Source organism: Xanthomonas euvesicatoria (genome assembly GCF_013112235.1).
GTDB classification, from domain to species: domain Bacteria; phylum Pseudomonadota; class Gammaproteobacteria; order Xanthomonadales; family Xanthomonadaceae; genus Xanthomonas; species Xanthomonas euvesicatoria.
In genome coordinates this window covers 906,963-923,025 of the sequence record NZ_JABFFS010000001.1, presented here as the reverse complement: position 1 = coordinate 923,025, position 16,063 = coordinate 906,963, and the positions used below count along the sequence as shown (strand labels likewise).

Below are 16,063 nucleotides of genomic sequence, written 5' to 3'. Positions count from 1 at the left end.
GACCGGCATGCACTCCGGAGGCGTTGCTGCATGCATGCCACGCAACCGTGCACCTGAGCGAACACGAGCACCCGGCAGGGATCGGTCCTGCCGCCAGCACAGCAGTTTTCAACCGAATCCCACTGCCCTCGACCCCTCGCCGCGTCGAAGGTCCCTACGGATCATGCGCGCGCAAGCGGCGTGGTCGTCATAACGAAGGAGGCGTCTATTCCCGCGGCGGCAACACCGACAGCACTTCTTCGATGGTGGTCAGCCCGGCGGCGACCTTCTCCAGGCCGGTGCGGCGCAACGTGCGCAGGCCTTCGCCGCGGGCAGCCTGGCTGAAGCTGGCAAGCTCCGTGTCGGGGCGGATGAGGGTACGCAGGCGCGGGCTGACCGGCAGCAGTTCGTACAGGCCCACCCGGCCCAGGTAACCGGTGCGGCGGCATTCCAGGCAACCGACCGGTGCGTGCACGTTGAGCGGTTCCGGCAGCGCTTCGCCGGGCTCGCGGATGGCCGCCCAGTCGGCGTCGCTGAGCGTATGCGGGCGCTTGCAGTGCACGCACAACGTGCGCACCAGCCGCTGCGCCAGCACGCCGTTGAGGGTGGAGGCCACCAGGTAATGCGGCACGCCCAGGTCGAGCAGACGGGTGATGGCCGAAGCGGCATCGTTGGTGTGCAGCGTGGACAGCACCAGATGCCCGGTGAGCGAGGCCTGCACCGCCATCTGCGCGGTTTCCAGGTCGCGGATTTCGCCGATCATGATGATGTCCGGGTCCTGGCGCAGCAGCGTGCGCACGCCGCTGGCGAAATCCAGGTCGATGTTCTGCTGCACCTGCATCTGGTTGAATTCCGGCGCGATCATCTCGATCGGGTCTTCCACGCTGCACACGTTCACGTCCGGCGTGGCCAGGCGCTTGAGCGTGGAATACAGCGTGGTGGTCTTGCCCGAGCCGGTGGGGCCGGTGACCAGCACGATGCCGTGCGGGCGCTCGACCAGCGCGCTCCAGCCGGCGGCCTCTTCCGGACTGAAGCCGAGCTGCTCGATGCTCTTGAACGCCGAATCCGGGTCGAAGATGCGCATCACGCATTTCTCGCCGAACGCGGTGGGCATCGTGGACAGGCGCATTTCCACCTCGCGCCCGCCCGGCGAGCGGGTCTTGATGCGGCCATCCTGCGGGCGACGGCGTTCGGCCAGATCCATGCGCCCGAGCACCTTGATGCGGCTGACCACCGCCGTCATCACCGACGGCGGCACTTCCAGCACCTTGTGCAGCACGCCATCGATGCGGAAGCGCATGCGTCCGGCCTCGCGCCGCGGTTCCAGATGGATGTCGCTGGCGCGCTGCTCGTAGGCGTACTGCAGCAGCCAGTCGACAATGTGCACGATGTGGTGGTCGTCGGCATTGACGTCGCCGGCGCGGCCCAGTTCCACCAGTTGCTCGAAGCTGGGCAGGCCGGCGTTGGGTTCGGTGCTGCGCGCATCGCTGCGCGCGCCGCGTACCGACTGGGTGACACCGAAGAACTCCATCGTGTAGCGATGCAGATCCAGCGGGTTGATCAGCGCCAGCTCGATACGGCGCCGGCTCAGGTGTTGCACGTCGGCCAGCCACTCCAGCGCCAGCGGCTCGCTGGTGGCGATCAGCACGCGCTCGGCATCCAGCGCCAGCGGCAGGATGCGGTGCCTGCGCGCATACGCATGCGAGACCACGCCGGTGACCGCGGCCACATCGATGCGGGTGGGGTCGATGCGCAGATAGCGCAGGCCGGTGCGGGTGGCCAGCCATTCGGTCAGCCGTTCCAGGCCCAGCTCGCCGGCCGGCGGCTGCGCGGCGTGCAATTTCAGATTGGCCAGCAGCACCAGCGGATGCACATCGCTGGCGGTGCGCGCGCCGCTGGCGGAGAACTGCACGCGCTCGTGTTCGTGCGGTACCACCATGCCGTCGGCCAGCAGGGCCGCGGCCACCGGGTCGAACATCAGCCGGCCGCGCGGCAGCAGTGCCACGGCGTGATCCGGATCGGCGGTGCGCCGCTGTTCCATGCGTGTTTTCCCCAGCAGCGGTGCTGCGCGGCAAAGCGCCGCGGGTCGGCCGGTATACTAGCGCACCCCTTCCGCACGGCCTTTGCTGCATGTCCGATTCCCGGCGCGTTCCAATCACTTTCCAGGGCCTGATCCAGACCCTCAACCAGTACTGGGCCGAGCAAGGCTGCGTGCTGATCCAGCCGCTGGACCTGGAAGTGGGCGCGGGCACGTTCCATCCGGCCACGTTCCTGCGCGCGCTGGGGCCCGAGCCGTGGAATGCGGCGTACGTGCAGCCTTCGCGCCGTCCCACCGATGGCCGCTATGGCGAAAATCCCAATCGCCTGCAGCGTTATTACCAGTACCAGGTGGCGATGAAGCCCAATCCGGACAACATCCAGGACCTGTACCTGGGCTCGTTGCAGGCGCTGGGCATCGACCCGTTGGTGCACGACCTGCGTTTTGTCGAAGACAACTGGGAATCGCCCACGCTCGGCGCCTGGGGCCTGGGCTGGGAAGTCTGGCTCAATGGCATGGAAGTGACCCAGTTCACCTACTTCCAGCAGGCCGGCGGACTGGAGTGCAAACCGGTGCTGGGCGAGATCACCTACGGTCTGGAACGGCTGTGCATGTATCTGCAGAGCTGCGACAACGTCTATGAACTGGTGTGGACCTACGGCCCGGACGGGGCTGCGGTCACGTACGGCGATGTGTACCACCAGAACGAGGTGGAGCAGAGCACCTACAACTTCGAACACGCCAATGTGGCCGAGCTGTTCCATCGCTTCGACGCCTGCGAAGCCGAAGCCAGGCATCTGGTCGAGGTCGGCCTGCCGCTGCCGGCGTACGAGCAGGTCACCAAGGCCAGCCACGCCTTCAACCTGCTGGATGCGCGCCGCGCGATCAGCGTAACCGAACGCCAGCGCTACATCCTGCGCGTGCGCGCGCTGGCCCAGGGCGTGGCGCAGGCGTACTACGCCCAACGCGAGAAGCTGGGATTTCCTGGTGTGAAGAAATAACCGAGAGCCCCTCTCCCACCGGGAGAGGGGGTGGGGTGAGGGGACGGGGCGTAGCCCTCATGCACCCAACCTCCACAGAGCTTCGCCCGTCCCCTCATCCGCCCCTGCGGGGCACCTTCTCCCCCATGAAGGGGGACAATGTCCCGGTGGGAGAAGGGACTAGCGAGCCCCTCTCCCCTCGGGAGGGGGTTGGGGTGAGGGGACGGGGCGTAGCCCTCATGCACCCAACCTTCCACAGAGCTTCGCCCGTCCCCTCATCCGCCCCTTCGGGGCACCTTCTCCCGCAGGGAGAAGGGACTACGCAAAGGTCCATGTCATATGAGCGAACACCTTCCCCTGCTGATCGAACTGGGCACCGAAGAGCTGCCGGTCAAGGCGCTGCCGGGTCTGGCGCAGGCCTTTTTCGATGGCGTGCTGAGCGGCCTGGAAAAGCGCGGCGTTGCCGTCACCCGCGGCGATGCCAAGCCGCTGTCCACCCCGCGCCGTCTGGCGGTGCTGCTGCCGGGCGTGGCCACCGAGCAGCCGGAGCAGCGCTCGGAAGTGCTGGGGCCGTATCTCAACATCGCCCTCGACGCCGAAGGCCAACCGACCAAGGCATTGGCCGGTTTCGCCGCCAAGGCCGGTATCGACTGGACCGCGCTGGAACGCACCAGCGACGCCAAGGGCGAGCGTTTCGTGCATCGCGCAGTGACGCCGGGCGCGCGCACGGCCGACTTGTTGTCGGAGATCTTGCGCGAGGCCATCGCCGCGATGCCCATCCCCAAGCCGATGCGCTGGGGCGCGCACGAGTACGCCTTCGCACGGCCGGTGCAATGGTTGGTGCTGTTGTTCGGCAGCGAGGTGATTCCGGCCGAGTTGCTGGGCGTACGCGGCGACCGCATCACGCGCGGGCACCGCTTCATGCATGAGGGCGCAGTGTCGCTGGCGGCACCCGGCGACTACGTCGATGCGCTGCGCGCGGCGCACGTGCTGGTGGATCCGGACGCGCGCCGTGCCCGCATCGTCGACGAAGTGCAGGCGGCCGCCAGGCAGGCCGGCGGCAGCGCACGCATCAGCGACGACAACCTGGAGCAGGTGGTCAACCTGGTCGAATGGCCGGCGGCGGTGCTGTGCAGTTTCGAACGCGATTTCCTGGCGGTGCCGCAGGAAGCGCTGATCGAAACCATGGAGATCAACCAGAAATTCTTCCCGGTGCTGGACGACGGCGGCACCTTGACCGAGCAGTTCATCGGCATCGCCAACATCCAATCCAAGGACGTGGCCGAAGTGGCCAAGGGCTACGAGCGCGTGATCCGTCCGCGCTTTGCCGACGCCAAGTTCTTCTTCGACGAAGATCTCAAGCAGGGCCTGCAGGCGATGGGCGAAGGCCTGTCCAGCGTCACGTATCAGGCCAAGCTGGGCAGCGTGGCCGACAAGGTCGCGCGCGTGGCGGCGCTGGCCGAGGCGATTGCACCGCAGGTCGGTGCCGACCCGGCGCAGGCACGGCGTGCTGCGGAATTGGCCAAGAACGACCTGCAATCGCGCATGGTCAACGAATTCCCGGAATTGCAGGGCATTGCCGGCCGCCATTACGCCAAGGCCGCCGGCGAACCGAGCGAGATTTCGCTGGCCATCGACGAGGCCTACCAACCGCGTTTTGCCGGCGACGACATCGCACTGTCGCCGCTGGGCAAGGTGCTGGCGATTGCCGAGCGTCTGGATACCTTGGCCGGTGGCTTTGCGGCCGGGTTGAAGCCGACCGGCAACAAGGACCCGTTCGCGCTGCGGCGCAATGCGTTGGGATTGGCGCGGACGGTGATTGAGAGTGGGTTTGATCTGGATTTGAAGAAGCTGCTTGTTGAGGCAAGAAATCAGATCAATGTTCAGGCCAGTGCCAGGCAAACACTCAAGACAGAAGCTGCGCTAAGTAAAGCCAAGGACGCAGGAGCTGCTTTGCCGAAATCTGTCGAGAAGGAAGCACACACGGCGCTGGCACAGTCTGGCCAAGATGCCGAAATCTTCGACTTCATCCTCGACCGCCTACGCGGCTATTACGCCGACAAGGGCGTACCTGCAACGCATTTCAACGCGGTCGCCGCATTGTTCTCCGTCACGTCCGAAGCCGTGCCGACACCGACCAGCGTAGGAGCGCACCCGGGCGCGACCCACGCCTCCCTCTACGACTTCGACCGTCGCATCGACGCCATCGGCATCTTCGCCACGTTGCCCGAAGCCGACGCATTGGCCGCGGCGAACAAGCGCATCCGCAATATCCTGCGCAAGGCCGAGGGCGAGATCCCCGGTGACATCGACACCAGCCTGCTGCGCGAACCGGCCGAACAAGCCCTGGCCGAAGCGGTGGAAGCGGCCATCGGCGATACCGGCGATGCGCTGCACCGCCATGACTATGTCGCCGTGCTCGCACGCCTGGCGCGCCTGCGCCCGCAGGTGGATGCGTTCTTCGACGGCGTGATGGTCAATGCCGACGACCCGCAGCTGCGCGCCAACCGGCTCGCACTGCTGAAGAAGCTCGGCGACCGCCTCGGCAGCGTCGCCGCCATCGAGCATCTGTCCAGCTGATGTCCAGGTCGGCGGGCGCGCTGCACTGGCAGGCCGCCCAGGCCGCGTTGGCGCGGCGCGACCTGGGCGTGGCAGCGTCTGCATTGCAGGCGCTGCTGGGGGTGGAACCGACGCATGTGGCTGCACGCGTGCTGCTGGCCGGCACCGTGTTGGCCAACGGCCGCATGCGCGAGGCCGTGACGCAACTCCAGCTGGCCGCTCGCGATGTGGGCGACGATGTGGCGATGCGTTGCCGTGTGGCGCAGGCCCTGTTGCGCGTGGGCGAGCATCACACGCTGCATGCGCTGCTGCGGCATCCCTCGGTGATGCAGTGCCGCGACGGCGTGACCTTGGCTTTGCTTGCACACGTGCACCAGTCCTTGGGCGAACACGTCGAGGCACTGGCGATGATGCAGCGCGCACAGGCGTGCGGATTCGATGGTCCGGACTTCCGTTTTTTTCTTGCGGTGCAACTGCAGTTCAATGGGCGCCTGGATGACGCCGCGCAGGCGCTGGAGCAGACCCTGGCGCTGTCGCCCGGCTACGGCCGTGCAGCGCTCACGCGTGCGCGGCTGCGCCGTCAGACCACCGGCAGCAACCATGTCGCGCAATTACGTCAGCAATTGCAGCTCGCCAAACCCGACAGTGAAGATCGTGCCGGGCTGGCCTTCGCGTTGTACAAGGAGCTGGAGGACCTAGGCGACACCGCTGCCGCCTGGGACGCGCTGCAGCACGGCAATGCAGTGATGCATGCACGTCTGCGCCACGATGCCGATGCCGAGGCAGCGCTGTACGCGCAACTGGGTGACCTGGCTGCGCGGGGCGTGTTCGCAGCGCAAGGCACCGGTGCCTTACAAGGTCCGCAGCCGATCTTCGTGCTCGGCCTGCCGCGCTCGGGCACCACGGTGCTGGAGCGCATGCTGGGCAATCATTCGCAGGTCGTTTCGGCCGGCGAATTGAACGACTTCGGTCATCAGTTGCGTTGGGGCGCCGATCAGGCCGGGCGCAGTCTGCTGGACGCGCCGCTGTTGCAGGCGCTGCCCACGCTGGATTATGCGCAGATTGGCGCGCGGTATCTGCAACAAACGCAGTGGCGTGCCGGATCGGCGCGCTGGTATATCGATAAATTGCCGGCCAATGCGGTGGCGATCGGCGCGATTGCGCGCGCACTGCCGGGTGCACTGATCGTGCACCTGGTGCGCGAGCCGATGGCGGTATGTTTTTCCAATTACCGCGCGCTGTTCGGCGATTCGTATGCCTACAGTTACGACCTGCACACACTGGCGCGTCACTATCGGGCGCATCACGGCTTGATGGCGCAATGGCGCGCTGCCTTGCCGGGTCGGGTGATCGATGTGGACTACGCGCGGATGGTGCGCGATCCATCCACGGTGCTGCAGCAGTTGATGGCATATTGCGGGCTGGACATCGAGCCGGGGCAGATCGACATCACGCGCAATGCCGCAGCGTCGGCCACGCTGAGCAGCGTGCAGGTGCGCGAGGGCGTGCACAGCCGCAACGTGGAGGAATGGCGCCGCTATGCAGTCCAGCTGGAGCCTTTGCGGCAGGCGTTGTCGCAGGCGGGTCTGCTCGATGCTGGCGTGCATTGACAGCAGCCATTAGGTCTTGGGCGGCGCATCAGACGCGCTGCGAGCACGTTTCATCGGCCTCCAGTTCGATGCGCGCCGAAGCAGTCGCCCCGATGGACAGCGGTTGCGCCAGCCGGGTCTGCTTGCGCAACGTCATCACCGCATGCGCTGGCATGCAGGCGAGCAACAGTGCCGCAGCTGCCTCGCAAGTCCAAAAACGCCAGCGGCAGCCGTATTGGCTGCCGCTGGAGGTACGCATGCACAGTGCTGTGGATCAATGCGCGCCGAAGCGCCAGTTCAATTCCAGCATGTAGGAACGGCCGTAGCCGGTGTAGTTGAAGATGTTGTAGTACGGGTAGCTGGTGTAGGTGCGGTCACGCGGCGGACGGGTATTGGCGAGATTGTTGACCGTTGCCGTCAGCGAGATATCGTCGCTGATCGCGTAGTCCAGCGTTGCATTGAACGTGGTCCACGCGCCGACCTTGCGTGCTCCTTCCACTGCGTAGCCGTCGGTACTCTGCTGCGACAGAAAGTTCGGGGTGCGGCCGTAGCGCTGGCCGAACAAGGTGGTCGTCCACGCATCCTTCTGCCAGGTGACCGAGGCATTGGCGATGGTGCGGAACTCGGAGGAGAAGAACGGTTCGCTGAGCAGGTCGCGTACCGGGTCCTGGGGGAATTGCTGGCTTTCGTGCTTGAGGGTCGCGTTGTACTGCGCGTCGAACACGAACAGGCCCCAGGATTCGGTCGCCAGGTTGTACGTCGCCTTGGTGAGCACACCGGAGATTTCCTCGTTGGAAATATTCACCGGATTGATGCGGATGCTGCTCAGGCGATTGGGCACCGGTGCATCGGGCCCGGTCCGATCGATCCGCGAAAGCGCGTCCACGCAGGTAGGCGAATTGATGTCCAGGCTTCCCAGGCGGCACGCCGATTCGGTCTGCAGCAGATTGTCGGTGCTCAGATCGCTGACCTTCTGGTCGATCTTGATGTTGTAGTAGTCGGCATTGACGCTAAAGCGTGCGCTTGGCGACCACACCACGCCGGCGCCCCAGGACTTGGCCGTGATCGACTTCAGATCGCGATTGCCGGCGCGGCGTCCTGAAATCGTGGTGCCAGCGTAGGTGCAATCGGCGATCGGCACGCCCGGTTCTTCCACCGCGCAACGGTAGTAATCGTTGACGCCCTGGAAGAAGCCGCTGTCGCCGGCAAAGCTGAAGGCCATGTCCGGCGCCTTGAAGGCGGTGGCGTAGTTGCCGCGGAACAGCAGCGAGTCGATCGGGCGGAATTCCAGTGCCGCCTTGTAGGTGAATTTGGAATCCCCACCGCCCCCCTGGTTCTTGTAGTCGTCGTAGCGACCAGACAGGTTGGCGGTCAACGTGCTCAGGATCGGGATCCGCGTTTCGAAGGCGGCCGCCCAGTTGTCGCGCTTGCCGCTGCCTTGGGTGCCGGTCAGCTGATAGAAGTCGCCGGCGATGACACGCGGGTCGGTCGGGTTGGTCCAGTACTGATTGCCTGCCTGCAACACGCCGGCGATGCCAACAGCGCCGGCCGGCAGGTTGAACAGCTCGGTGTTGGTCAGCTGCAGGTTGACGTTCTGGGTCCAGGTTCTGGACTTGGTACGGATTTCGTCGTTGAAGCTGCGGTACTGCGCCGGCGTCAACGCGCGATAGAAGTTGGCGTCGTTGGGCGAGTAGATCGGGTAGCCGTAGTACTCGCCTTGCGGTGCGCCAAGGAATTGTTCGCGGAAGAAGTCTTCGATGCGATCGGCCAGCGGCCATTGCTGGCGGCTGTCGATGCGGTATTCCGAACGGGCGTAATAGGCGTCGTAGGTCCAGTTGCTGGCGCCCAGGCCGCCCTTCAGGCCAATTGCGATGTTGTAGGAATCGGCGGTCTGGCGCTGATTGTTGAAATTCAGATTGCCGGTTTCTTCCGGCGCAAAGATGCGCTGATAGCTTTCCAGCTGCTGGCTGTCCTGGTTGTAGAACAGACCGCCGGTGTCAGAAGAGGTCTGCCAGAACTGCGAGCCACTGTTGACTTCGACCTTGGTGCGGTTGAGCAGCAGGGTCGAATACAGCTCGGTGTTGTCGTTGAATGCATAGCTCAGGTTGGCATAGCCGCTGGCGCTGCGCTCCTTGTTGAGGATGCTGGCATAGCCAGGCTCGGCACGGCTGCTGCAGAAATTGCCACGGTTGGCACGGTTGTCGTATTGCACCGAACCGTTGAACAGCGCGCCCAGCGCGGCGCAGTTGTCGGCACCGGGGTCGATGTAGGTGCGCGGTGTGTTGTGCAGCGCGATGCGCGAGCCGTAGCGCAGGGTCGGGTCCGGGTTGTCGTTGGTGGAATCGAAATCGCGCCGCTGAAAACCGTAGATTGGGTCCTGATTATTGAGCTGCAGCCCCCACACGATATTGGCGCCGCCGATCTCGTTGCCGCCAGTGAGCTGAAAGCGCTGGTTGTTGCCGCCGCCACCATCGTAGGTGCCCATGCGGTAGTTCATCTGCACGCCGTCCATGCGCTTTTTCAGGATGATGTTGACCACCCCGGCGATGGCGCTGGAACCGTAGATCGAGGACTGGTTGCCGGGTGCCACGTCGATACGCTCGACCATGCCGACCGGCACGCTGGCCAGATCGACGAAGTTGCTTTGGCCGTTATAGAGCAGCGGGTAGTCGGCCATGGGCCGGCCATCGATGAGCACCAGGGTGAAGCCCGGGTCCAGTCCGAGCAGGCTCAACGACTTGGCGCCCGGAGTAAAGCCGCCGCTGAACTGACCGTCCTGCACGGAGCCAGTGGCCATCGGCTGCGAGCGCAGCACGTCGTAGACGTCCTTGAAGCCGCGGCGCTGGATGTCCTGGGCAGTGATCGAAAACACCGGGGTCGCGGTTTCGATCTGGGAGCGGGGGATCAACGAACCTGTCACGGTGACCTTGTCCAACTGGGTCACGTCACCTTGCTCCTGTGCCATCGCAAGCGATGGCATCGTCAGGGCGGTGCATACGGCGGTAACCAGCAAACGACGCTTCATGAAACGGACCTCTCTCTCAAGGTGTAAACGGGCGAGCAGCAATTGGGGGGCCGCTCGCAATCGATGCCAACGAAACGTTAACAACACGCCGACTGTAACCACTTCACTCGGCCCCCGTATAGTCGCGCTTGCCTAGATTTTTTGTCCCTTCACGCCGAGGCTGGGTATCCTTTGACGATGCTTAAAGTCGCGTTTGCTCTTTCCTTGCTGTGCACCCTGTTCGTTCCGCTGCAAGCGGTTGCTCGGGCAACCATCGACAAGATCGAAATCAAGGGGTTGGACGGCGGCGACGACGCCGAGATGATCGAGAACATCCAGGTCTCCCTGTCTCTGTATGAGGCCGTGGGCAAGGAGCAGGGCGAATCGCGTCTGGAATATCTGTTGGCACAGGCCGAGCGGCAGACGCGTGAGGCGCTGGAGCCGTTTGGCTATTACTCGCCGACCATTACGCTGGCCGCACCGCGCGCCGGCGACAGGGTGACCGTGGTGATCACGGTGGACCGTGGCGAGCCGGTGCGGGTGCGTACCTCGCATATCTCGATCACCGGCTGGGCCGAGCAGGACCGCTACCTGGGCCAGGACCTCAAGCAGTTCGAGCCGCGCGAGGGCCAGGTCTTCAGCCATCCGCAATACGAAGCCAGCAAGGTGCGCATCACCCGGCGCCTGGCCGAGCGTGGCTACTTCGATGCCGACTTCACCCAGCGCCGCGTTGCGATCACGCGTGCCGAGCATGCGGCCGACATCGATCTGAACTGGGACAGCGGCCGCCGCTACGACATGGGCAAGGTGCGCTTCGACTACGACTACTTCCGCGACGGCCTGTTCGACCCGCTGGTGTACTGGGAGGAGGGCAGCTACTACCACGAAGGCAAGCTGGATCGGCTACGCGAGTCGCTGACCAAGCTGGATTACTTCAGCACCATAGATATCCAGCCCAAGCCCGAAGAAGCCGACGACCAGGGCCGCGTGCCGGTGGACGTCAAACTTACCCGCGCCAAGCGCACGGTCTACACCGCCGGCTTGAGCTACGGCAGCGAAAGCGGTGCCGGTGTGCGCGGTGGCGTGGAGCGGCGTTACGTGAACTCGCGCGGCCACAAGATGGACACGCAGCTGGATTACGCGCAGAACCGCAAGAGCCTGACGACAAGTTATCGCGTGCCGGCGTTCCGTTGGCTGGATGGCTGGTACACCGCCTCGGCGCGGCTGTACGACGAGCAGACCGATTACATCGACCTGCGCAACGTCAAACTCACCGGCAGCCGCAGCGGCCAGATCAACGAGCGTTGGAGCGCGATCGCCTCGATCAACGCCTTGCGCGAGCGGTGGCGTTTCAGCAGCGGCGACGATTTCGAAGGCGCAGTGTACGAGACCTCCACCCTGATCTATCCGCAGTTGCAGGCCAACTACGTCAATGTCGACGACCGGCTGTTTCCGCGCAGCGGCGTGTCGGCGCAGATGTTCATCCGCGGCGGCGCCGAAGGTGCCGGCTCCGATACCAACTTCGGCCAGCTGTATGGCCAGCTGCGCTGGTTTCTGGGCGCCGGCGACAACAGCCGGTTGATCCTGCGCGGCGAAGGTGGCACCACCTGGACCAGCGACCTGGTGGCGATGCCACCGAGCCTGCGCTTTTTCGCCGGTGGCGCGAACAGCATCCGCGGTTATGCGTTTCGCGAAGTCGGCCCGCGTACGCCCAAGCCCGACGAATTCGCGCTGGGTGCCAAGAACGTGGTCACCGCCAGTGCCGAGTACGAGCATTACCTCAAGGGCGGCCCCTGGGGCGGGGCAGTGTTCGTCGATGGCGGCAGCGCCTTCGATGACCGGCCCGACTGGCATACCGGCGTCGGCTTCGGCCTGCGCTGGCGCTCGCCGGTGGGCCCGGTGCGGGTGGATATCGCACATGGCTTGAACGATCCCGACTCGCAGTTTCAGCTCTACATCGATATCGGGGCCAACCTGTGAGCGCACCTTCCCCTACGCCGCCGGCACCGCGTCCGCGCTTTTATCACCGGCGCCGGTTCTGGGTGGGCTCGGGCCTGACCGTGCTCGGGCTGGTGTTGCTGGCCTTGATCGCGGTCTATTGGCTGCTGCAGACCGTGGCCGGGCGTGACGTGTTGCTGGCGCAGGTCGTGGCGCGCCTGCCGGTGGGCGCCACGTTTACCTACGGCACCGTCGAAGGCCCGGTGGCCGGCCCGCTGACCTTGCGCGATGTGGATTTCCATTATCAGGACATCCACTTCACTGCAGAACGCGTGTATCTGGAACCGGACCTGCGCCCGCTGCTGGGGCGCAAGCTGCAGCTGGACGCGGTGCAGGTCAGCAATGCCACGTTGAACCTGGGCAAGAGCGAGGAACCGTTCACCCTGCCCAGCTGGCCCGAGTCGCTGCCGCAGATCAACGTGCCGCTGGCGATCCAGGCCGACAGGATCGATGTGCAGAACCTGCGCATCACCCAGCTGCAGCAGCCGATGATCGTGCTGCACAAGGTGCAGGGCGGGCTCGAGGTCGCCACCGGCGAGCTGCGCACGCGCGATCTGGTGATCGACACCGACATGGGCGACTTCCGCCTGCACGGCGATTACCTGCCCAACGACGACTACCGTGCCGATCTGACTGCCACTGCCGTGCTGCCGGCCGCACGCGGGCGTACCCCGGCCAGCCTGGGGCTGGTGGCACGCGGGGATCTGGACAAGATGGAAGTGGCCATTGCCGGCCGGGCGCCGGCGCCGCTGCAGGCCAGCCTGGTGTTCACCGGCCGCGACGACCCGACCTGGGCATTCAAGGCCGTGACCGAGGCGCTGGATACCTCGTTGTTGATTCCGGCCGCGGAGGGGCAAGCCAACCCGCCGGCCACGCCGATCGCGCTGAACCTGCAGGCGTCCGGCAAGGGCGGCAACGCCGATCTGCACGGCAGCCTCAAGCAAGGAGAGCTGAGCGCCACGCTGCAACCCTCGCATGTCCGCCTGGCCGAGCAGGTCCTCACTGTCGAACCGTTGGTGATCGACACCTTCGAAGGCCGCACGCAACTGCGTGGCACCGCCGATTTCCGCGACACCCAGAATCCGAGTTTCCGGTTTGCGGTCAACGCCAGCGGCCTGCGCTTCACCCCGGCCGCGGATCCGGCCACGCCGGACGCCCCGCTGGTGCCGGTGGAGTTGCAAGACGCACGCCTGGGCGTGGCCGGCACCTTGAAGGCCTGGGCCGCGATCGGCCGCGCCTCCCTGGAGCGCGATGGTCAGCAGGCCGAGCTGGTCTTCGACAGCCGCGGCAACGACCAACGTGCACAGCTCAAGCAGGTGCAGGCAAAAACGCCGGGCGGCGCGCTGGATCTCACCGGTGAAGTGGCCTGGGCGCCGGAGCTGCAATGGGATGTCAGCGCGCAACTGGCCAAGTTCGACCCGGGCTATTTCGCGCCGGGTTGGAACGGCAACCTGTCCGGCAAGATCGCGTCCAAGGGTCGCCAATTGCCGGCACCTGCCGGCGGTGTCTCGCCGGGGTTCGAGGCCACTGCAGAGATACCCAGCCTGACCGGGCAGCTGCGTCAACGCGCGCTGTCGGGCAACGGCAAGTTCGCGTTGCGCGGCGAACAGGGCGAAGGCGAATTGCAACTGGCGCTGGGCAATAGCCGCATCAACGCCAAGGGCAAGGTGGGCGACCAGCTCGATATCGCCGCGCAGCTGCAGCCGTTGCAGCTGGACGACGTGCTGCCTGGCGCCACCGGCATCGTGCGCGGGCAACTGCAGGTCAGCGGCAAGCGCGACGCACCCGACATCACCGCCGACATTGCCGGCAACGGCCTGCGTTGGGACACCTATAGCGCCCAGAGCATCAGCCTGCGTGGCCGGCTGCCGTGGCGTGGCAGCGATGGGCAACTGGCCCTGCAAGGCACCGCCATCGAAGCCGGCGTGGTGCTGGATAGCGTGCGCGTGCAGGCGCGCGGCGCGGTGGAGGCCTTGCGACTGGATGCGGACATCGCCAACAGCATGGCCAGCGTCGCCCTGCAGGGCGATGTGCGGCGCAACGGCGAGCGCTGGCAGGGGCAGGTCGCCACGCTGCGCATCGCACCGGCCAAGGGCGATGCCTGGGCGCTGCGCAAACCGGCGCAGTTCAGCACCGATGGCGCCGCGTTTACCTTCTCCGACACCTGCCTGGGCGCGGCCACCGGCGGCGCGCTGTGCGCCAGCGCCAACTGGCCGCGCGAGGGCATGGTGGTGCACGGCGACGCGTTGCCGCTGTCGCTGGTGCAGCCGTGGCTGCCCAAGCAGGAAGGTCGGCAGATCTATCTGCGCGGCGAACTGTCGCTGGACGGCAGCTTCAAGCCGCGCGGCAACGCCTGGGAAGGCAGCCTGCGCATCGCCTCGCCCGAAGGCGGCATTCGCTTGGGCGAAACCCGCTACGCGGCAGTGGCCGGCAATCCCAATCGCGGCGAGTTGCTGCGCTACGACCAATTCAGCGTGCAGGCCGATTTCACCCAGCAACAGATCCAGGGCAAGCTCGGTATCGGTTTCCAGGGCGCCGGCTTTGTCGATGCCAAGTTCAATACCGGCTGGGATGCGTACGCGCCGCTCAACGGCGAGCTGTATCTGAACATGTCGCGGCTGTACTGGCTGGAGCTGGTGATTGCCGACGTGGTGCGGCCGAAGGGGCTGGTCGAGGGCCACGTGAGCCTGCGCGGCACCCGCGACAAACCGCTGCTCGGCGGCGATGCCACCTTGAGCGATTTCACTGCCGAATACCCGTCGATGGGTTTGACGCTGAGCGAGGGCAAGGGCCGCTTCGATGCGCTGCCGGACGGCTCGGCCAAGATCACCGCCTCGGCCAAGTCCGGCCCCGGCACGCTCACCGTCGATGGTGGGTTGTCGTGGTTCGGAACCAGCACCCCGTTGCTGCTCAATATCCGCGGCGACAACGTGCTGGCCTACAACACCAGCGAGTTGCGCATCATCGCCAACCCGGACATGCAGTTCGGCATTACCGACAACACCATGCAGTTGCGCGGCAAGGTCACCGTGCCCGAAGCGGACATCGACCTGGAACGCCTGGACCGTGGCACCTCGGTGTCCGAAGACGTGGTGGTGCTGGACCCGGTGGACCCGGAACAAACGCCCGCATCGCCATTGGACATGGACCTGGCCATCGTGCTCGGCGACAAGGTCAACATGAGCGGCTTCGGCCTCAAGGGTGGACTGAGCGGGCAGATGCAGATCCGCGCGCGCCCTGGCCGCGAAATGACCGCCAATGGCGGGCTGGATGTGCGTGGGCGCTACAAGGCCTATGGCCAGGACCTGACCATCACCCGTGGCCAGCTGACCTGGAACAACAATATCGTCTCCGACCCGCGCGTGAGCCTGCGCGCCGAACGCAAGATCGGCGATGTCACCGCCGGCATCGACGTCAGCGGCCGCGCCGAATCGCCGCGTGCCGATGTGTGGTCCGAGCCGGCGATGTCGCAATCGGAGGCGCTTTCGTACCTGGTCCTCGGCCGCGGGCTGTCCACTGCCAGCAGCGACGAAACTCAGCAGGTCAGCGCCGCCTCGGCGGCACTGTCGGCCGGCAGCAGCCTGATCGCCTCGCAGATCGGCGCCAAGCTCGGCCTGGACGAAGCCGGCGTCAGTCAATCAAGCACGCTGGGCTCGGTGGTGGGTTTCGGCAAATATCTCTCGCCCAAACTCTACGTCGGCTACGGCGTGTCGATGGTCGGCGGCGGCTCGGTACTGACGCTCAAGTACCTGCTCAGCCGCGGCTTCGATATCGAAGCCGAATCCAGCACCATCGAGACCAAGGGGTCGGTGAACTGGCGGCGGGAGAAGTAGGCTATCGGCAAACTACAGCGGATTGACAAAGCTGACTCAGCTGTTCATGCTGGCTGACAAGTGTGGTATCCGTCACGCAGGCT

At 65.5% G+C, this 16,063-nt stretch carries 7 protein-coding genes; 5 read left to right on the top strand and 2 right to left on the bottom strand.

What is annotated here, in order from left to right:
• Nucleotides 1-205: 205 nt before the first annotated feature.
• Nucleotides 206-2,020 carry a GspE/PulE family protein gene (locus tag HLH45_RS03915; protein ID WP_046932711.1) on the bottom strand — a complete coding sequence of 605 codons (1,815 nt, stop codon included), beginning with the start codon at nt 2,018-2,020 and terminating at the stop codon, nt 206-208.
• 89 nt (nt 2,021-2,109) lie between these two features.
• Here HLH45_RS03915 and glyQ point away from each other — a divergent pair, with 89 nt between their 5' ends.
• The 3 genes from glyQ (at nt 2,110) to HLH45_RS03900 (ending at nt 7,166) form a co-directional block, all read left to right on the top strand.
• Nucleotides 2,110-3,018 (top strand): glycine--tRNA ligase subunit alpha, encoded by a 909-nt coding sequence (glyQ, locus tag HLH45_RS03910; protein ID WP_008577775.1) that lies wholly within the window; start codon nt 2,110-2,112, stop codon nt 3,016-3,018.
• Nucleotides 3,019-3,336: 318 nt separating this feature from the next.
• Nucleotides 3,337-5,577, top strand: coding sequence for a glycine--tRNA ligase subunit beta (gene glyS / locus HLH45_RS03905; RefSeq protein WP_008571756.1), 2,241 nt, complete (start codon nt 3,337-3,339; stop codon nt 5,575-5,577).
• Nucleotides 5,577-7,166 (top strand): tetratricopeptide repeat-containing sulfotransferase family protein, encoded by a 1,590-nt coding sequence (locus HLH45_RS03900; RefSeq protein WP_008571755.1) that lies wholly within the window; start codon nt 5,577-5,579, stop codon nt 7,164-7,166. The genes glyS and HLH45_RS03900 overlap by 1 nt, the downstream gene beginning before the upstream one ends.
• A gap of 253 nt (nt 7,167-7,419) precedes the next feature.
• Here the strand turns inward: HLH45_RS03900 and HLH45_RS03895 are convergent, their stop codons facing one another.
• The gene (locus tag HLH45_RS03895; protein ID WP_171309863.1) at nt 7,420-10,110 is read right to left on the bottom strand and encodes a TonB-dependent receptor domain-containing protein; all 2,691 of its coding nucleotides are present in this window, start codon (nt 10,108-10,110) and stop codon (nt 7,420-7,422) included.
• Between the two features lie 237 nt (nt 10,111-10,347).
• Between HLH45_RS03895 and HLH45_RS03890 the strand changes: the two genes are divergently transcribed.
• Entirely contained in the window at nt 10,348-12,129 is a 1,782-nt protein-coding gene (locus HLH45_RS03890; protein ID WP_008571752.1) for an autotransporter assembly complex protein TamA, read from the top strand.
• Nucleotides 12,126-15,980 (top strand): translocation/assembly module TamB domain-containing protein, encoded by a 3,855-nt coding sequence (locus tag HLH45_RS03885; RefSeq protein ID WP_033478545.1) that lies wholly within the window; start codon nt 12,126-12,128, stop codon nt 15,978-15,980. The genes HLH45_RS03890 and HLH45_RS03885 overlap by 4 nt, the downstream gene beginning before the upstream one ends.
• Nucleotides 15,981-16,063 lie beyond the last annotated feature (83 nt).

Bases quoted from the DNA above. Each gene is read 5' to 3' on its own strand.
- HLH45_RS03915 (WP_046932711.1), bottom strand. From the start codon at position 2,020: ATGGAACAGCGGCGCACCGCCGATCCGGATCACGCCGTGGCACTGCTG.
- glyQ (WP_008577775.1), top strand. From the start codon at position 2,110: ATGTCCGATTCCCGGCGCGTTCCAATCACTTTCCAGGGCCTGATCCAG.
- glyS (WP_008571756.1), top strand. From the start codon at position 3,337: ATGAGCGAACACCTTCCCCTGCTGATCGAACTGGGCACCGAAGAGCTG.
- HLH45_RS03900 (WP_008571755.1), top strand. From the start codon at position 5,577: ATGTCCAGGTCGGCGGGCGCGCTGCACTGGCAGGCCGCCCAGGCCGCG.
- HLH45_RS03895 (WP_171309863.1), bottom strand. From the start codon at position 10,110: ATGGCACAGGAGCAAGGTGACGTGACCCAGTTGGACAAGGTCACCGTG.
- HLH45_RS03890 (WP_008571752.1), top strand. From the start codon at position 10,348: ATGCTTAAAGTCGCGTTTGCTCTTTCCTTGCTGTGCACCCTGTTCGTT.